This window comes from Pseudomonas sp. NPDC047961, assembly GCF_050272435.1.
Lineage (GTDB): Bacteria > Pseudomonadota > Gammaproteobacteria > Pseudomonadales > Pseudomonadaceae > Stutzerimonas.
The window spans coordinates 1-17,640 of record NZ_JBNNMD010000009.1; the positions used below are offsets into that span (position 1 = coordinate 1).

At 59.7% G+C, this 17,640-nt stretch carries 19 protein-coding genes; 10 read left to right on the forward strand and 9 right to left on the reverse strand.

The window, feature by feature from the left end; translation table 11 throughout:
* Positions 1-82 precede the first annotated feature (82 nt).
* From ACQKIK_RS22065 to ACQKIK_RS22085, 5 genes are all read right to left on the reverse strand, one after another.
* Positions 83-364 (reverse strand): SMODS domain-containing nucleotidyltransferase, encoded by a 282-nt coding sequence (locus ACQKIK_RS22065; protein ID WP_499137427.1) that lies wholly within the window; start codon positions 362-364, stop codon positions 83-85.
* A gap of 1 nt (position 365) precedes the next feature.
* Positions 366-1,865, reverse strand: a complete 1,500-nt coding sequence (locus tag ACQKIK_RS22070; protein ID WP_064481019.1) for an SAVED domain-containing protein — start codon at positions 1,863-1,865, stop codon at positions 366-368.
* A 350-nt stretch (positions 1,866-2,215) separates the two neighbouring features.
* Positions 2,216-2,422 carry a hypothetical protein gene (locus ACQKIK_RS22075; protein ID WP_064481018.1) on the reverse strand — a complete coding sequence of 69 codons (207 nt, stop codon included), beginning with the start codon at positions 2,420-2,422 and terminating at the stop codon, positions 2,216-2,218.
* Positions 2,423-2,523: 101 nt separating this feature from the next.
* Positions 2,524-3,273 carry an MBL fold metallo-hydrolase gene (locus tag ACQKIK_RS22080; RefSeq protein WP_003289374.1) on the reverse strand — a complete coding sequence of 250 codons (750 nt, stop codon included), beginning with the start codon at positions 3,271-3,273 and terminating at the stop codon, positions 2,524-2,526.
* The gene (locus ACQKIK_RS22085) at positions 3,270-3,719 is read right to left on the reverse strand and encodes a hypothetical protein (RefSeq protein WP_003289372.1); all 450 of its coding nucleotides are present in this window, start codon (positions 3,717-3,719) and stop codon (positions 3,270-3,272) included. The genes ACQKIK_RS22080 and ACQKIK_RS22085 overlap by 4 nt, the downstream gene beginning before the upstream one ends.
* Positions 3,720-3,906: 187 nt before the next feature.
* Between ACQKIK_RS22085 and ACQKIK_RS22090 the strand changes: the two genes are divergently transcribed.
* The 4 genes from ACQKIK_RS22090 to ACQKIK_RS22105 are packed head-to-tail and all read left to right on the forward strand — an operon-like array spanning position 3,907 to position 5,945.
* Positions 3,907-4,245 (forward strand): ArsR/SmtB family transcription factor, encoded by a 339-nt coding sequence (locus ACQKIK_RS22090; RefSeq protein ID WP_003289371.1) that lies wholly within the window; start codon positions 3,907-3,909, stop codon positions 4,243-4,245.
* Positions 4,242-4,673, forward strand: a complete 432-nt coding sequence (locus tag ACQKIK_RS22095; protein WP_003289369.1) for a YeeE/YedE family protein — start codon at positions 4,242-4,244, stop codon at positions 4,671-4,673. The genes ACQKIK_RS22090 and ACQKIK_RS22095 overlap by 4 nt, the downstream gene beginning before the upstream one ends.
* 9 nt (positions 4,674-4,682) lie before the next feature.
* Complete coding sequence (locus ACQKIK_RS22100; RefSeq protein WP_003289368.1) at positions 4,683-5,108, forward strand: YeeE/YedE family protein; 426 nt, start codon at positions 4,683-4,685, stop codon at positions 5,106-5,108.
* Positions 5,109-5,162: 54 nt separating this feature from the next.
* Positions 5,163-5,945: a sulfite exporter TauE/SafE family protein gene (locus ACQKIK_RS22105; protein WP_003289367.1), complete on the forward strand. Its 783-nt coding sequence runs from the start codon at positions 5,163-5,165 to the stop codon at positions 5,943-5,945.
* A gap of 55 nt (positions 5,946-6,000) precedes the next feature.
* On the opposite strand, the gene ACQKIK_RS22110 is transcribed toward ACQKIK_RS22105, so the two are convergent.
* The 3 genes from ACQKIK_RS22110 to ACQKIK_RS22120 form a co-directional block, all read right to left on the reverse strand.
* Positions 6,001-7,389, reverse strand: coding sequence for an MBL fold metallo-hydrolase (locus ACQKIK_RS22110; protein ID WP_023444731.1), 1,389 nt, complete (start codon positions 7,387-7,389; stop codon positions 6,001-6,003).
* Between the two features lie 89 nt (positions 7,390-7,478).
* Positions 7,479-8,813 (reverse strand): sensor histidine kinase, encoded by a 1,335-nt coding sequence (locus ACQKIK_RS22115; protein WP_003289361.1) that lies wholly within the window; start codon positions 8,811-8,813, stop codon positions 7,479-7,481.
* On the reverse strand, positions 8,810-9,505 hold the full coding sequence (locus ACQKIK_RS22120) for a response regulator (protein WP_003289360.1): 696 nt from the start codon (positions 9,503-9,505) through the stop codon (positions 8,810-8,812). The genes ACQKIK_RS22115 and ACQKIK_RS22120 overlap by 4 nt, the downstream gene beginning before the upstream one ends.
* A 188-nt stretch (positions 9,506-9,693) precedes the next feature.
* Between ACQKIK_RS22120 and dsbD the strand changes: the two genes are divergently transcribed.
* From dsbD to ACQKIK_RS22145, 5 genes are read left to right on the forward strand one after another with little or no spacing between them, the layout of a single operon-like run.
* A complete protein-coding gene (gene dsbD, locus ACQKIK_RS22125) occupies positions 9,694-11,439 on the forward strand; it encodes a protein-disulfide reductase DsbD (RefSeq protein WP_023444732.1) in 1,746 nt (581 codons plus the stop codon).
* Positions 11,439-12,254 (forward strand): TlpA family protein disulfide reductase, encoded by an 816-nt coding sequence (locus ACQKIK_RS22130; protein ID WP_023444733.1) that lies wholly within the window; start codon positions 11,439-11,441, stop codon positions 12,252-12,254. The genes dsbD and ACQKIK_RS22130 overlap by 1 nt, the downstream gene beginning before the upstream one ends.
* The gene (dsbG, locus tag ACQKIK_RS22135; protein ID WP_003289357.1) at positions 12,251-13,027 is read left to right on the forward strand and encodes a thiol:disulfide interchange protein DsbG; all 777 of its coding nucleotides are present in this window, start codon (positions 12,251-12,253) and stop codon (positions 13,025-13,027) included. Before ACQKIK_RS22130 ends, dsbG begins: the two co-directional genes overlap by 4 nt.
* Positions 13,028-13,084: 57 nt before the next feature.
* Positions 13,085-13,732 carry a c-type cytochrome gene (locus ACQKIK_RS22140; protein WP_003289355.1) on the forward strand — a complete coding sequence of 216 codons (648 nt, stop codon included), beginning with the start codon at positions 13,085-13,087 and terminating at the stop codon, positions 13,730-13,732.
* On the forward strand, positions 13,729-14,646 hold the full coding sequence (locus ACQKIK_RS22145; RefSeq protein ID WP_003289353.1) for a c-type cytochrome: 918 nt from the start codon (positions 13,729-13,731) through the stop codon (positions 14,644-14,646). The genes ACQKIK_RS22140 and ACQKIK_RS22145 overlap by 4 nt, the downstream gene beginning before the upstream one ends.
* A 911-nt stretch (positions 14,647-15,557) precedes the next feature.
* Here the strand turns inward: ACQKIK_RS22145 and ACQKIK_RS22150 are convergent.
* Complete coding sequence (locus ACQKIK_RS22150) at positions 15,558-16,472, reverse strand: TniQ family protein (protein ID WP_081262849.1); 915 nt, start codon at positions 16,470-16,472, stop codon at positions 15,558-15,560.
* 731 nt (positions 16,473-17,203) lie between these two features.
* Between ACQKIK_RS22150 and ACQKIK_RS22155 the strand changes: the two genes are divergently transcribed.
* Positions 17,204-17,566 (forward strand): histone-like nucleoid-structuring protein, MvaT/MvaU family, encoded by a 363-nt coding sequence (locus tag ACQKIK_RS22155; RefSeq protein WP_014822230.1) that lies wholly within the window; start codon positions 17,204-17,206, stop codon positions 17,564-17,566.
* The last annotated feature ends 74 nt before the right edge of the window (positions 17,567-17,640 follow it).

Genomic DNA, 17,640 nt, shown 5'->3' on the forward strand with positions numbered 1-17,640 from the left:
TGCTCAAAAATTGAGCAGAAGCAGTTGAACACCTGGGTCAGTTTTCAGTCGGCAGAACAGCCTCTACTGGGTCAGTTTTCGGTCAGCGGCAACAAACCATAGCCTCCTTCGGCGTCAGTCGGTTGTAATCCAGATTCGTCACCACCACGACATCGACGTCTGGACGTTTGTCACCCAGGGGGCGGATGGCTGTTGACCTGCGAACGCTGCCTTGCAGGAAGGTAGCTACGACGATGCCCTTGAGTTTCTCATCGGACTCGAGCCGGCTTCGCAAGGTCTTCGACCCGACTTTCCAATCTTCCTGCTGTGAAGGCGTTGGCCGAATTCCCGCTAGGAACTCCGCGAATTGAGGTTTGAGTTCCATGTCATTGAACCTTGAAGGTGGGGTGGTAGCTACCGTCGACGCGGCGGTTGAAATCGAACTCGTAGAAAACGCATGTGCCCATAGCTTCGGCGTGTTGACCCACAAAGAAATTGACCGCATTCGGTGCCGCGCTAAATACGTGGATTTGAGCGCCGAATGGAACCCGAGCCTTGGCCACTGCCTTGGCAACGTCGTCCGCCAGGCGGGCGGCATGGGCCCCTCCCGCTACGGCGTTTTGGCCTGGCCCCTCTGTAGGCGTGATGTGCAAAATCTTGCCTATCGTCGGCTGCTTGGCGACGTAGTCCCGCACATCGTCCACAGCATCTCGAGATATGCTCAACACAAGCGCAATGTCTGGACCAGCATGGAGTTGTTCAACAGTGACATCGGTTGCGCTCTTATCTTTGCCGTCATCTGCCCGCCAAACAGATGTCCCTGAGCGCCCCTTCTGAACGAGCTCAACCTCCATGCCGGATTTCAGCCCGAGGCATCGTCCTGCCAGGAATGCGATTGAGGTATGAACGTCCAGAAACAATCGAATACGGCGTTCCGATTGCTTTATTCGCGCCAGGAACGACTCAACCGCGGGTTGAACTACAGATGCCCAATCCTCGCCTGGTCTGAGGTGACGGCCGTCAAAGTGCTGCAATAGTGAAAGAGTGTTTTCCGGTAGCGCGTCTATACGGTCGGTTGGACCATCTGCAAACGAGCGAAGGGCTACGTTGAGGAGATTCTCAGGAGGATCGGAACGAACCCAACCTTCCTCTTGGCAGAGGGTTTCGAACTGCTGGCGCGTAAACTGGTACAGGCCTTTGCTCTTGAGGGACCTTGCAGCAGCGTCGAAACGGAATTCGGAACTGTCATGGCAACTGATCAGGCCAACTACTCGGAAGCGAAGGTTCACTTCTTCGCGCAGCTGAGTCAGAGACCGCTGGGCGGTTGCAATATGAAGTCCCTCCAGCACCTTCTTCAGTTCGTCGTCCGATGCGAGCTTGAGATGTTCGCGCCACAGCTTGCGAACCTTGCCCATTTTACTGGTGTCCGTTTTGCCAACCGATAGCTTGTCAAGGCGCAGGGAATAGTCCACGGCTGAAATGATCTCACCCAGTGGATCGCCATCTTTAACGCTGTCGATCGTAACAAGGTGATAAGCAGAGTTCTGAGGTGCGCTCTTTTTTGCCTGCTTCAATCTTTCCAGGAGAGACACCGATTCGGCGCCGATGAAGGCTGGATTGATGAGATCTGCGTAGCCGAATCGACCTGCGCCAGTGACATGAAACTTGATCTGGTGGTAGTCAACCGAGATGCGCACCGGCCCAGTGCTCGCCCGCGGCGGGTCATAGCGAATAATCACGTCGTCGAACGCTTTAGGACCGTCAGCCTCGTAGGAGACTTCAATGACATGTGACTGATCAGGGTCCCTTAATGCAGATGCATGAATCCAGAAAAATCGGGCTTGATAATCATGCCCGTGCCATCCGGCCGAAACCGCGTTTGCCATGCTCAATTCCTTATGCAGCGTTATGGCGAAACGCTATCGCCTCTTCAATCTGGATTCAAGCCGAAACGCTGGTTACGTGATCTCTCGATCGGCAGGCGGGAGGATGCGAAACAATCAGGGGGGGCTACGAAATGATGTTGGCGCGAGAAATATAGCCTCGTTCGGTTGGCTGTAACTGACTGCTTTTGGCCAAAAGCGGACGTTGGCTCGTTTGCCGAGATACATCCCTAGCTCGTTCCTAGTTCGTTTTTCGTATTGGCGAAGTGGTACGTGCGCGGGGGCTGGCGAGACCAAAGCTCTCGTCGCAAGGGATTTGTGCTAAGCCGCGTTCACTAGGGGCGTCGGAGGCCCTACCGCTCCGACTTGGCGCCGGGCTTCTGCTCACCGGTATCGTGCGCGCTGGAAGACGCCTCGACTGGCGATGGGTTTTCTTCATCCAGCTGGCAAATCGTGCAGTTCTGGCTATCTGGGCGGTTGGTTTCGACATAGCGAACGCGGCGGCTTCCCGATTGCCGGTCTGCGCTCACGCCGAAACGGGGTCGATCTGGGCTCTTCATATTCAATTCCTCACGTAGCGAAATGGATTCTTGGTAACGTCGCCTGGAGGCTGCGAACGGTGATCGATTCCCCGGGCCTCACGGGGGCTGGCATGACGTGCTCAACCCTGAGGACTGTGCTCAACCTGTTCGCAATAGCGGCGGAAATTATCCGTCAGGTCGGGTGGGCAGACACCGCACTGGCGATTCCCCGGCACGGCATGATCGATGAACGCGGGATAGGGCAAGTTCAGTTCCGCCATGATGTCGCGGAAGCGCTCCAACGTTATCGCTTCACCGAGTCGGGGGTTGCGCTGCTTTTCCTGGGCGATGGTCGAGACTCGTCGACCGCTGTAGTCATGGCCGGGATAGACCAGGGTGTCGTCTGGCAGCGTGAACAGCTTGTTTCTAACGCTGTGAAACAGGTCGTCGGCGCTGCCGTTCTGAAAGTCAGTCCTACCGCAGCCGTCGATGAGCAACGCATCACCGCTGAACAGGCGATCACCGAGGAGATAGGCAAAATGCCCGTCGGTGTGTCCGGGGGTATGCAAGGGTGTGAACTGCAGGCTGCCGACGATGAAAGGAACACCTTCTTCAATGCCCACATCCGTGCAGGGCAACTTATCGATAGCCGGCCCCGCGATACGGCAGCCGGTCTGCTTCTTCAGCTCCAGCGCGGCGGTGATGTGGTCGGCATGTATATGGGTGTCCAAGGTGAACGCCAGCTGCAGGTCCAGCCTGGCCAGCTCGGCCAGGTCGCGGTCCGTTGCGGAAATGACCGGGTCGATGAGCACGGCCTGGCCGGTGTCCTCGCATCCGAGTACGTAGGTATAGGTGGACGACACGGGCTCGAACAGCTGGCGAAATATCATGATGGTCTCGGCGAGTGGTGAGTGTTCAGCGGTGCCTGTTCCAGCGCACTGAGCAGTGCATACTTTTCCTGATCGATCTCGCCCCGCGTGCGGATACCCAGCCGGCGCAAGATCGCCAGCGGCGGGCACCAGCCCTGCAAGCCGTGTTGCAGAAGAAACGGCAGCACGACGCCAGGCAGCAGAAACCACTTTCGGTTCGCTGTCAGGCCAAGTAGCAAGCCAGACAGCGCGAGCGAGGAGGCATTGACCTCGAGCACGCGTTCCACGTCCCACTCGCGATCCAGGGCGTCGATACGCTGAAGGATTGCGCTTCGCCCCATCCCGCTGAATCGACGAATGTTCTCGTCCGTTTGCCGATCGATTTCCTGGTTCACAGGTTGGGACGTTGAGCGGCGAACCCTGTCCGCCTGGTCATGATTGGTACTGTTTTGCTGTATCGATGACATGTTGATCTCCAGGTTCGCGCCGACGGGGTGGGCGCGGCGAGGTGAAAGTCACAGCGATGCCGCATAATTGTAGGGCGTGTGCGGGAGGTCGAGTTCCGACCGGGCGTCCGCTGCCGTGTTGATACGATCTATTGAAATATATATTGATAAATCGTATTGTCAAATCCACCTGACCCACCTGAACAAAATGGCCCACATGGCAGAAATCGATATCGAAACGCTTCGTCGCAGTGCCGCGGACGCCTGCGGCTTGCTGAAAGTGCTCGGCAACCCCGACCGCCTGTTGTTGCTCTGCCAGCTGACCCAGGGCGAGCACTGCGTGGGTGACCTCGCCAGTGCGACGGGCATTGTGCAGCCGACCCTGTCGCAGCAGCTCACGGTGCTGCGCCATAACGGCTTGGTCAGCACCCGACGCGAGGGCAAGCAAGTGCATTACAGCATCGCCAGCCCTCAAGCGATGGAGGTTATGCAGGTGCTTTACCGGCTTTACTGTCAGCATCCCGAACGCGAGGAACCCTCGGCATGACGATTGACTGGGCACATTTCACACCGTGGTCCTCGCTCGCAGGGGGCGCGCTGATCGGTCTTGCTGCGACCTTATTTATCCTGTTGAGCGGGAGAATCGCGGGCATCAGCGGCGTGATCGGCGGCTTGCTGCGGCCAGGCAAAGGCGATGTGCTCTGGCGTGTTGCATTCATTGCCGGGCTGGTGATCGCGCCGGTGCTGTTTCAGGCCGCGTTCGAGCAACCAGACATCGAAGTAGAGGCGAGCACCTTGACGCTGATCGCGGCTGGTGTGTTGGTCGGGATCGGCACGCGGTATGGCTCCGGTTGTACGAGCGGGCATGGCGTCTGCGGGTTGTCGCGACGGTCGCCGCGCTCGCTGGTCGCGACGGCCGCGTTCATGGCCAGCGGCTTTCTAACCGTGTTCGTCATCCGCCACCTGCTGGGCTGAGGAGTTGCCATGAAATTGCTGAGCGCCTTTGTAGCGGGGCTGGTTTTCGGCCTTGGCCTGATCCTGTCAGGGATGGCCGATCCGTCCAAAGTGATCGCCTTTCTCGATCTGGCCGGGCCGTGGGACCCCTCGCTCGCGTTCGTTATGGGCGGTGCGATTGCGGTCGCCAGTGTCGGGTTCTATTTCGCCTCCAAACGGTCCCGGGCGGTGCTGGGAGATATCATGCGAATGCCCACCGCCACCCGGATCGATCGCCCTCTTGTACTGGGCAGCCTGGCATTCGGAGCGGGATGGGGGCTGGCTGGCTATTGTCCGGGTCCGGCGGTCGCGACGCTTTTGAGTGGTCGGAGCGAACCCTTGATCTTTGTCCTCGCCATGTTGGCGGGTATGGCGCTCTACGAGTTGCAGACACGCTTCTCAGGGAAGCCGCAGTGATAGGTTGCAGTCGCTCTAAATCGAAAGGTGATCCAAGGCTTCCGGAGCGCAACGATGGTTGAGATCGGGCTTGGGCTATTGGTCGGCCTCGTCCTGGCGCTGACCGGTGCCGGCGGCGGCATCCTCACCGTGCCGTTGCTGATCTTCGTGGTCGGGCTCGAGCTGCATCAGGCCGCGCCAATCGGGTTGATGGCGGTCGGATTCGCGGCCTGGGTCGGGGCAGTGATTGGTCTGAGGGACGGCATTGTCCGGTACAAGGCGGCGGCCCTGATGGCCTGCTGTGGCGTGTTGCTCGCGCCCGTCGGCCTCTGGGTGGCCGCGCGGGTAGCGCACGATGTGCTTGCCGTGGTGTTTGCGCTGGTGATGTTCTGGGTCGCCTTCAGGGCATTCAGGCGCCCGCCGAGCGATGACACGACCCCGAGAGCCGTGCCCTGTCGGCTGAACCCGCAGACGGGCCGCTTTCACTGGACCTCACGCTGTGCAGCGACCGTCGCCGCCTCCGGCACCTTGGCCGGTTTCCTCTCCGGCTTGCTGGGGGTCGGCGGCGGGTTCGTGCTGGTGCCGGCGCTCAGTCGCTTCAGTGATCTGCCGATGCGTTCGATTGCCGCCACGTCGTTGGCGGTCATCGGCCTGGTGTCGGTCAGCGGCGTGTTGTCCGCCGCGCTGACGGGTGGCATCCAGTGGGCAGTGGCGCTGCCATTCTCGGCCGGTGCCGTGCTCGGGATGTTCGCCGGCCGCACGGTTTCCTCTCGCCTGGACGGGCGCCTGCTGCAGCGGGGCTTCGGATTGGTCGCGGCTGTTGCCGCGTCGGCCTTGCTGCTTCAAGTCGCCTTCTGATCGCGCACCCGCAGGTGGCAAGCCAGACACCTGCGCCGCGCGACCGGATAAGACCTTAGCCTTCCTGGACCGGCAGGTTTGCCGCCTTCCAGGCCATCCAGGAACCGGGGACATTGGCCACATCACGAAAGCCGGCTTTCTTGAGGATGCTGGCAGCGATGGAGGCGCGATAGCCGGATCCGCAGTAGGTGACGGTGGTCTTGTCCGGATCCAGCTCGTTGAGCCGGTCGGCGAGGTGCGCGACGAAGATGTGCCTGGCGCCAGGCACCCGACCCGCCGCAACCTCTTGGGGGCTGCGTACATCCAGCACCTGTACATCGGGCGCTTCACGACGTGCATTCAGTTCATGAACCGTCCATTCCTGAAGCCTGTTCAGCGGTAGCGCCGCGTTCTGCCAGTCCGTCATGCCGTTGCGCAGATAGCCGCGAATATCGTCCAGGCCTATCCGGTAGAGCTGGGTGACAGCCTGGTGGACATCGTCGGCCGATTCGCCCACCAGCAGGATCGGGCGAGCGTCGTCGAGCATCCGGCCCGCCCAGTTCACGAACTCGTTGCGCAGGGCGATGTTGACCGCCCCGGGCACGTGCCCGCCGCCAAACGCGAGGATCGAGCGGACGTCCACAACCTGCATGTCGTGCGCGGCCAGTGCCTCGAAGTCGGACGGGGCGAGGGGCGGCGGCAGGGCAGGGCCTTCTATCTGCACCGCTGGGCGCAAGTTCAGTTTTTTCAGGCGCGCGTAGTGACGGGGTGGTTCCGGCATGTCCGCCAGTAGCCAATCGATGAACGCGTCCTCGCTCCGCTGCTCGCGCAACGCGGGGTTGAAGAGACGCTCGCTGCCGAGCGTGGAGTGGCGACGGTCGCCGATAGACTTGCCGCAGGCCGAGCCGGCGCCGTGGCAGGGGTAGATTTCAATCCTGTCGCCAAGGGGCAGGTAGTGATCGAAAAGTGTGTGGTACAGCGCGCCGGCCAGCTTTCGTTCGCTGCCTTCGCCCAGCAGGTCGGGGCGCCCGACGTCCAGGTTGAACAGGGTATCGCCGGTAAACAGCGCGATCGGCTGGTCGCCCTGCTGGGCGTCGAACAGCTGCAGGGAGATATGTTCAGGCGTATGCCCGGGCGTGTGCATGACCTGCAGCGTGGCCTGCCCGAGCTCTATCGTCTCGCCACCGCTGACCTGGCGAAGCTCGAACTCGTAGTTATCCGCGCGACCGCCGATGATCTGTGCCCCGGTGCGCTTCGCCAGCGCCTGGGCGCCGGACACGAAGTCGGCATGGATATGTGTTTCGATGGCGTAGGCGATTCGCAGGCCTCGCGCCTTGGCCATTTGCAGGTAGATATCGATGTCGCGGCGTGGGTCGATGACCGCGGCTACCGCGGCCTTGCTGTCGCCGACCAGATAGGAAATCTGCGCCAGGCCGTCTGTATAAACAGGTTCGAAAACAAGCATTGCCACCTCCGACGATGGTTAACGGATTGCTCAGTCAGCTATTCGGACGGTGTGCGTGGCTGGACGTTCAGGTTATCGAGGTGCCGTCTTCAGGGAGCGGGAGCCTGCAGGCTGACCACCAACTCGACGATGAGGCCGTCCGCCTGCGGCTCGAAACGCAGATCGCAGGCACAGCGCTCGGCGATCGCCTTGACGATGGACAGGCCCAGACCACTGCCTTCACCTTCGCCGCTGCGCCAGAAGCGCTCCGTCAGACGCTCGAGCATTTCCGGCGGGATGGCCGGGCCGTGATCCTGCACGCTGAAGCGAACCCGGCGTTCATCCAGCTGTGAGAGCGTCAAGCGGATGGCTGTGCCGTGCCGGGTATGGCGGCGGGCATTGTCGAGCAGGTTGCGCAACGCCGCGACCGCCAGGGTGGGCGGCATCGCCAGTGGGTGAGGGCAGACATCTTGCGCCCCGCACAGCTCGATGTGCGGCCCGGGCTGCTGACTGGCGTCAGCGATCGCCAGCTGCGCGACGTCGAGGGCCGTGCAGCTGAGGCCGTCATTGAAGGACACGCGACCTTCGACCCGCGCCAGCATGAGCAGCTGTTCGAGGATCCGGTGCAGGCGATCCGTGCCGACCTCGGCCTGGGCCAATGCCCGTTTCGCGGTATCGCCCTCGGTCATGGCCGCGACCTGCAGGTGGGTCTTGATGGCGGTCAGCGGGCTGCGCAGTTCATGGGCGGCGTCATCGGTGAGCCGACGTTCGCGTTCGAGCATGTGCGCGATCCGCGCGAACAGCTGGTTCTGGGTTTCGACCAGGGGCGTCAGCTCTCGCGGCAGTCGCTCGATGTGCAACGGCTCTACCGAGTCGGCGCTGCGCTGCGCCAGGGCCGTGCGGATGCGTCTGAGTGGCGCAAGGCCGTTGCCGATTCCGATCCACAACACGATCAGGCTGCCCAGCAACGCGACGAACACCGGCAGTGCCGCGGCCAGGAGCACCGAGCGCTGGAGTGCGGTGCGCTCGTCAAGGCGATCGGCCGTGGTGATGCGCATGCCGTTCTGGATGAAGGTGAAACTACGCCAGGCGGTATCGCCAATCATCTGGTCGTGAAAGCCGGTGCGCTGAGCGTCGAGCGTGCTGTCTGGCGCCGCATGGCTGCGCGCCAGGATTTCACCCCGCAAGGAGCTGATCTGGCAGGCCAGGCCGTTTTCGATGCCAAGCTGTTCCGCACTCAGCCGGGTGATACCGCCTTCGCCCAGTTGCGGTTGCGGCAGTTGCACCAACAGACCCGCAACCATCCGCGCCGACGCAGCAAGGCGCTGATCGAGGGACTGCATCAACTGATTGCGAACATCGAAGAGCATCCAGGTCGCGGCCAGCGCCCAGAGCAGCACGAAGGCCGAGCCGAGGGTAAGGGTCAGGCGCAGGCGCAAGCTCATGGGTCGGGTGCCTCGGTGGACGCCGACGCATGGCCGGCCGGGCCCAGGCGATAACCGATCCCTCTGACGGTTTCGACGATGCCGTTACCCAGCTTGCGGCGAAGATGGTGGATATGGACATTCAGGGCGTTGCTTTCGACGTCATCGCCCAGTCCGTACACGGCGTCCTTGAGCTGCTCGGCCGATAGCACGCGGCCGGGGTTCTGCAGTAGCGCCTGGAGCAGCGCCTGTTCACGGCGCGACAGGTCCACGGGTTCGCCTGCCATGAAGGCCGCACAGGCGGCGGGATCGTAGCTTAGCGGGCCGTGTTCGATCATCTGCGTTGCCCGCCCGGCAGCGCGGCGCAGTAGGGCATGCAGGCGGGCAGCGAGCTCACGCAGGTCGAAGGGTTTGACGAGGTAGTCGTCAGCGCCCGCCTGAAGCCCGGAGACCCGCTCGGTTACCGCATCCCGGGCGGTCAGGATCAGCACAGGCAGCTCGAGGCCGCGGCGGCGCAGGCGCTGCAGAAAGCGCAGGCCGTCTTCGTCAGGCAGACCCAGATCGAGAACCATCAGGTCGAAGCTGGCTGTGCGCAGCAGCGAGTCGGCCTGCCCGGCCGTAGCGGCATGGGCCACGCTGAAGCCCTGGGCTTCTAGCCCGGCGACGATGCCACTGGCGATCAGTGCGTTGTCTTCTGTCAGCAGTACGTGCATGTGGGAATCGCTTGATAGGCAGCAGTCAGTATCGTCCGCCTGGATTAACGGCGCGTTAGCAGATGGTACGCCGAGTTGCTCGCGCCTCAACGTCGCTCGGCCTTACAGGTTGTGTCCATGCCTCGTTAATCGCCTCTTAATCCCGAGTCGGCAAGCTCGCCGTCGAATCTGGTAATCGGGTGTTGTGCATGCGAGCGCTTTTTATCTTTCTGGCCTGCTGCCTATGGTCTGTGCAGCTGGCGAACGCTTCGCCGTTCACCTTCGGTCAGAAGCAGCAGGACTTTCTGCCCGTGGATGAAGCGTTCACGCTGCACGTCGAGCAGCCTGACGCTGGCGGCGCCGTGCTGCGCTGGGATATTGCGCCCGGCTATTACCTCTACAAGGAGCGCCTGCGATTCGCAGGGCTGCCACCGGGGAACGAGCCCCAGTTGCCGCCTGGCGAGCCGTACCATGACGAGTATTTTGGTGATTCGCGAATCTATCGCGACAGCCTGGAAGTGCAGCTCCCCGATGCGGATCTCGCGTCGCTTGAACTCGGCTGGCAAGGCTGCGCCGATGCCGGCCTGTGCTATCCGCCGCAAAGCCGCACGGTAGAGCTGGGCGGCAGCAGCACCCCTCCGTCCATGCCGGTTCAGGCCGACGACCAGGCCCTGGCCAGCGGGCTACAGCAGCAGTCGCTGGGCTGGAGCCTGCTGATCTTCTTCGGACTCGGCCTGCTGCTTGCCTTTGCACCCTGTTCGCTGCCGATGCTGCCCATCCTGGCCGGCATCGTCGTGGGTAGCCAGGCCGGGCCTCGCCGCGGCATGGCGCTGGCTGGGGCCTACGTATTCAGCATGGCGCTGGTTTACGCCGCCCTCGGAGTGGTGGCGGCGCTACTGGGTGCGAATCTGCAGGGATGGCTGATGCAGCCGTGGCTGATCGCAAGTTTCGCTGGCCTGTTCGTGCTGCTGTCCTTACCTATGTTCGGCTTCTTCGAACTGCAACTGCCGGCGGGCCTGCGTGATCGGCTGGAGCAGGCCGGCCGCAAGCGCCGGGGCGGCAGCCTCGCCGGGGCCAGCGCGTTGGGCGTGTTGTCCGGGCTGCTGGTGGGCCCCTGCATGACTGCACCGCTGGCCGCGGCGCTGCTGTACATCGCCCAAAGCGGCGACGCCGTGAACGGTGGCCTGGTGCTGTTCGCGCTGGGCCTGGGGATCGGTACGCCACTGGTGCTGCTGGTGACGGTGGGCAATCGCTTCCTGCCCAAGCCTGGGCCGTGGATGGATCGCGTCAAGGTTTCCTTCGGTTTCCTATTTCTGGTCGCCGCCCTCTACGTGCTTCGTCCGCTGTTGTCCGACCCGCTCTGGGTAGGGCTGTGGGGCGCGCTGCTGGTTGTGGGTGCCAGCGGGCTGCTGCACCTGTCGCGGGAACTGGTGCGGCATCAGGCGCTCAGCCGCGCGGTGGCGTCGCTGGCCGGCGTCTGGGGCGTAGCGCTGCTGCTCGGAGCGGCTGGCGGCGCACAGGATGTCATGCGGCCGCTCGGTGTATTCACAGGCGGCGTTGCGTCCTCGCAAGGTGCTGAGCCTGCCCACGGATTTGTCGGCTTCAGCGAGCCGGCCGACCTTGATCGTGAGCTTGCTGCCGCCAGGGCCGCGGGCCAGTGGGTGCTGGTGGACTACTACGCCGACTGGTGCGTGTCCTGCAAGGTCATGGAAAAGGAGGTGTTCGGTGACGCCCAGGTGCAGGCAGCGCTCACCGGCGTGCGGATTCTGCGGCCGGACGTGACGCAGACCGATCCCGCCAGTCGCGAGCTGCTGAACCGCTATCAGGTCATGGGGCCGCCGACGCTGCTCTTCATCGGCCCGGACGGGGAAGAGCGGCGAACCCAGCGCATCACCGGCGAGGTCGATGCGAATCAGTTTCTGAACAGATGGAACCAGACAATGGAGCGTGGCTGATGCTGACGATCAACCTGGGGCCATTGGCGCTTGCCGTCCCACATGTGCTGATGCTGGTGAGCCTGTTTATAGCGATGCTGACCGGCTGGTGGGTTGGGCGGCGCAGCGAGCGGAATCCGGAACAACAGCTCTTCAGGCTGCTGCTGGTGGCGCTACTGGTCGCGCGGCTGGCCTTCGTGCTGGTGTACGTCGAGCATTTCCGAGATGAGCCCTGGCGCGTGATCGACATACGTGACGGCGGTTTTATTGCCTGGCCGGGCTTGCTGGTGGCCGTTCTGTTGGGTTCCTGGCTGGCCTGGCGCGACAGCGGGCTGCGCCGACCGCTGGGCGCAGCGGTGCTGGTGGGTGTGCTCAGCTGGGGGTTCGGGACCTTTGCGTTGCACGCGTTCGAGCAGGGCACGCGACTGCCTGAGATGGGCCTGCGGGACAACCGGGGTAAACCCGTCGCCTTGCAGGATTACGTTGGCAAGCCGCTGGTGGTCAACCTGTGGGCCACTTGGTGCCCGCCCTGCCGGCGTGAAATGCCGGTCCTTGCGCAGGCGCAACAAGAAAACACCGACGTGACCTTTCTTTTCGTCAACCAGGGCGAGGGCGAGCGATTGATCGCCGACTTCCTCGAAGCCGAAGGGCTCGGTCTGGAAAACGTTCTGCTCGACACCGGCGGTCGTCTGGGCCAGCACGTAGGGTCTGCGTCGCTGCCCACCACGCTTTTTTATGACGCCGAGGGACGCCAAGTTGGCAGCCATCTCGGTGAACTGTCCCGTGCCAGCCTGGCGCGCGCCCTTGAGCAACTAGAGGTCAAAACCCAGCCATGAAACCGGTACGTTCACTTTCGTTTTTTATCTCAACGCTCGCCTTACTGCCGACGCCCTGGGCGCTGGCCGAAACGCTGCCTCCCGCGGTTCAGGCCATTGAAGCGCGCGGAGCCAAAGTGGTCGGCAGTTTCGACGCGCCGGGAGGATTAAAGGGCTACGCAGCGCGTTACAACGGACAGGGCATTGCGCTGTATCTGACACCGGACGGTGATCATGTCGTGGTCGGCAGTTTGCTGGATTCCGCTGGCGAAGACCTGACCAAGGCACCGCTGGAAAAGCTTGTGTATGAGCCGATGAGCAGCGAGATGTGGCAGCGGCTCGAAAGCAGCACCTGGATTGCTGACGGCGCGGCTGAGGCGCCACGGGTTATCTACATGTTTTCCGACCCGAACTGCCCGTTCTGCAATATGTTCTGGAAACAGGCGCGGCCCTGGGTCGAAGCGGGTGACGTTCAGCTTCGCCACGTGATGGTCGGCATGCTGCGCCCGGACAGCGCCGGTAAATCCGCGGCACTGCTGGCCGCGAAGGACCCTGAGGCGGCGCTCAATGAGCACGAGGCCGCGGGCAAGGCCAGCACGCTCAAGGCCATCAAGCGTATCGCGCCCGAGGTGAATGAACAGCTTGAGGCGAACCTCACCCTGATGGGCGAAATGGGCGCCTCGGCCACCCCGGCTATCTATTACCTAGATGAGCAAGGGCGTCTGCAGCAGCATCAGGGCGCGCCTCGTCCCGAGGCGTTGAATGGCATCATGGGGCCGTTGTCCAAACGCTAGCAACACGACACGGTCAGTCAGCACCGGCACCTATAACAAGAATGATCTGGAGGCTACATGAACGTCCCCCTCTGGCCCTTGGCCGGGCTCTTCCTTGCGATTTCGGTGTCCGCGCACGCCGCGGATGCCGCTGCGGTGTACAGCAAAGGCGGGGCCAACACCGCCGCGATGGCGTGCGCTACCTGCCACGGCGCCGAGGGCGAAGGCATGGCCGCTGCGGGATTCCCCCGTCTGGCCGGCTTGTCGGCGAATTACATGCGCAAGCAACTGGCTGATTTCGCATCCGGTGCGCGGGCGAATCCAATCATGCAGCCCATTGCGGCAGCCTTAAGCCGTGAGGAAGCCGAGGCCGTCTCGACGATGCTGGCTGACAAGCCGCAACCGCAGGTCGAGCGAATCGACCGCACCGCGTTGGTCGACGGGCCTGGCGAAACCCTTGCGCTGCGCGGCGCCTGGGAACGCAACATCCCCGAGTGCGTTGCCTGCCACGGCCCCAGCGGAACGGGCGTCGGCGACGCCTTCCCACCGCTGGCCGGGCAGTCGGCACAGTACCTGTCGTCTCAGTTGACCGCCTGGCGTCAGGGCACCCGCAAGAACGACCCCAACGACTTGATGGGCCACATCGCGCGTAGCTTGACCGAGGACGAGGTAATGGCGGTCTCGACATACTTCGCAGGCCTGACCGACAAAGGAGCAGCCAAATGAAGCCCCATACAAGCGCACTGCTGTTGATGTCATTGGCCTTCCCGGTGCTCGCGGACGACATCGCGATGGAAGATCAGTCGCAGATCCTGACCGGGGCCGGTGATCCCGCCAGCAGCAAGTACTTCCAACCGCCCAAGGAAAGCGAACTGCCTGACAACGCCTACGGGCAGTTGGTACAGCAAGGGCGCGCCATATTCGTCGATACCAAGACGCATGCGCCCGACTATGTGGGCAACGGCCTGGCCTGTGCGAACTGCCACCTCGAACAAGGCCGGAAAGCCAACTCTGCGCCGCTCTGGGCTGCCTACACCATGTACCCGGCGTACCGAAAGAAGAACGACAAGGTGAACAGCTATGCCGAGCGCCTTCAGGGCTGTTTCCAGTTCAGTATGAACGGCAAGGCACCCGAGGCTGACGGCCCCGTTATCGCCGCGCTTTCAGCCTATTCCTACTGGCTTGCAACCGGAGCACCCACGGGGCAAGAGCTGCCCGGTCGGGCCTATCCGGAAGTGCCACAACCCGAAGGCGGCTACGACCTGGCGAAGGGAGAACAGGTCTACGACGCACAGTGCGCCGTCTGTCATGGGCCAAACGGGGAAGGGCAGAAGTCTGGTGACCTTTATGTATTCCCGCCACTCTGGGGGGCGGACTCGTTCAACTGGGGTGCTGGCATGCATCGAATCAACACGGCTGCGGCGTTCATCAAGGAAAACATGCCACTGGGCAAAGGCGGCACCCTGTCAGATGAAGACGCCTGGAACGTGGCGGCCTTCATGAACAGCCACGAGCGACCGCAAGACCCGCGCTTGATTGATGGCTCAGTCGAGAAAACTCGAGATAAGTACCACGCCAATGACGGCGTGAACCTTTACGGCAAGACCGTTAACGGCAAGATGTTGGGTAAGGGTATCTGACAGCCAAGGCGCTGGTGTCGCTACCTGCGTTTTGCGGTCGATTATCTCAACTCATGGCTTAGGTGGGCAGCTTACCGGGCTGTCCGCTTTTGGCCGGTTGCAGCCGGTCAGACGTCTAGCTCGGTCTGTTACATCAGCGTAGGTTCTGAACCCTTTCGAGATGAAACGCATGGTAAAGATAGCCGGTGCAGGCAGCAGATCTACGATCTGCCTTCCACCGCGCGGAAGGTCAGCTTGCGAAGTATTTATTCCTTTACCTCACCACCCGAGGTGCGTAGTAATCGCTTAGTGCGGCCTCGTACCGCCCTAAGCAAATTTCGCAAATTTATTTAGGTAAATTACTCAGAACCCAGACGTTGAGAGCTTGCCGCAGTTCTTCATTCATATTTGAGTATGCCTGCTGCAGCATAGCTATTAGTCTTTCTTTATCAGACATTTTGGGTAGCCAATCATCAATGCATAGATGATCCACATTACGCCCAATGCGGATTGCAGCGATAACTAGGTCCGCTACAGCTCGTGTGTGGTTTGCAGAGTATGCCGCATCGCCTACGAATTCTATATCCAAGCTCTTTAACAGCTTAGAGCATTCGAACACACCGACATCACCTAGAAAGGCTGTCGTATCTATTTCGCAACCCAAGCCACATATGAAGCCAGTTGAACGTCTAGACCTCTGTACAAAGAAAGTTTGTAGGAAGTGCCAGTCCCCAGTTCCTGCGGCAGACGGAAGGTTTAGAGCGGCAATCCCACTGAGATACCTGTTCCGCGTGGTTTGAGGGATAACAATGCTAGACATAAGATCGAATCCATCACTAGCGTCATGTTCTGATCAATGAAGCCTTGCGCAGCATAAGACTATGATTGGTATACGCCTCACTGCATCCGGCGAGAGTGAGTACACGACGATTTCATAAGCCCCGCATATTGCTCTTATCATTCACTGAGCTAATAGGAGCAGAGTCATCTAGAAAGATTATTTTGCCAATAAATTCATGCATTTTCTCAAAGCTCCCAAAGAGAAGATGTAACACCCTCAAACTAACAGAAAGCTCATCTTCTAATGAATTGAATTTGGTACCAATTAAGCTTCGCTGGATATCCGAAATAGCTCGTTTTTTTAATTCTAGTAGATAATTCTTGTCATATCCAAGCTGTGATGTGGTGTAGTCCGCGAGCCCTTCGAAACCGATGCCTAGCCATCTTTTCTCGCTTTGATAAATGCCCGCTATAAAACTTGAGTAACGGTGCTCATTAATATCAAAATTTTCAAATTCTTCCCAATCATTAAAACTCAGACCACACTTGCAGTTATGCCAAAAACCGTCATCGGTTTCATTAAAAATTGAAAAACTTTTCGCACATGCTTGGCATTTATCTACCAAACGTACATTACAGTGTGAGCAAACAGTTACACGATGAAACTGATGCACTTTTCTCCAATAGCTAAATCCGTTTTGTTCCATGTCGTGCTTAGAGCATCTAAGGCAGATTTTAATGCTATGGTGAGCTATGTAGGAGTTTCTAACGGATCTGGTGGCTGAACTGTAATTGGACAAATATTCTACGTTTTTACCTGTAGTTAAATAAGCATGGACATCGTACCCAGTGCAAGAGCTTAGCAACAATTCTAAGCTATTAGCTGTGGTTCCAGTATTTAGTTCGGATAGTTTGGCAATGCTTTGCTTATTTATATGCCACTGGTTTATGCCGAATTTGGCATCGTGAAAATGTCTACTAACCGAACCGCTGACAATTCTGTCTCTAGCTAGAAGCGAATTTATCGTCTCGCCTGCCTGAGGTCTTACGACCAAACTGGATAACATCTATCACATCCGAAATAGCGATGGCCGAACGAGCTAGCCTTCGTGACCAGACCTTGAAACAGGTTTTATCCCCCAGAGACAGTTTTTATCCCTGAGGAACACTTGGTGGTTTACAAATAATTCTGACAATTTCAGCCCCTTGGATCAGGGGCTGGGCCCGCTTTGAAGTTAGCATTGAGATAATAATATTTCGACAATTCGCATGGTGAGAACGATTAGATGCAGGATTTTTGCCAAAATATTCTGACAAATCTCAACACCCAAAGAGCGTAAACGGTTGGCTACCAGAATTTCCCGCCAGAGTAAGCTCACTACGGTAAGCAGTTTCGCGGGATTCGGATGCACCCGCTCTGAGGCCAGCGAGTGTTTACGATCAGCTCGCAAATCGTCTGCTGGGTCTGTTCTTCGGAATCGCGCCGGATGATAAACCTTCCACCGTTGCAGATTTTGTCATCGTAGGGCCACGCTTCGAAGGCTGCTTCCTCGCATCACTTGAATATTCTAGCGTCTGTTACTCCACAGGCCTTCGCTGTACACATACCGACCCATGTCATGGCGATTTGCTGGTCACTTAGGAGCTCGGGCTTCGACCTGCGGACCTCCTTCATTCCTCCCGCAGCCTCGGGGTACGCAAACATCCCACCGAATTTCGTCACGCCATGCTTGTAGTTGAAAGTATTGATATCATATGGACCAAAATGTCTAAACACTGACCTTAGAGGTAATGATAAATGTCCCGACTGGCAGAGTACCGTAAACTGGAAGAGCAATTGAAGTCGCAAATGGCCGAACTTGAGGCCATGAGAAACGACAAGAGCCTTAAAAAGGATATGGAATTTGAAGATAAGCTTCGCTCGCTGATGGGTGAATACAGCATTACTCTACCTAGTTTGATCAATATTCTTGACCCGCAGTTTGGGACTCGTCGCGCTCCGGTTCAGCAAGGCCCGACACCACGCCGTGCTCGTCAGGTCAAGACATACAAGAACCCTCACAGCGGTGAAATAGTTGCGACCAAAGGTGGCAATCACAAGGTCCTGAAAGGCTGGAAAGCAGAATATGGAACGGATGAGGTCGAAAGCTGGATCCAGTGATAGCTTAGATCCCTCTGGTTTCAATAAGAGGTCTAATTAAGGCCTCTTAAGTTACGCATGAATATGCATTGGCC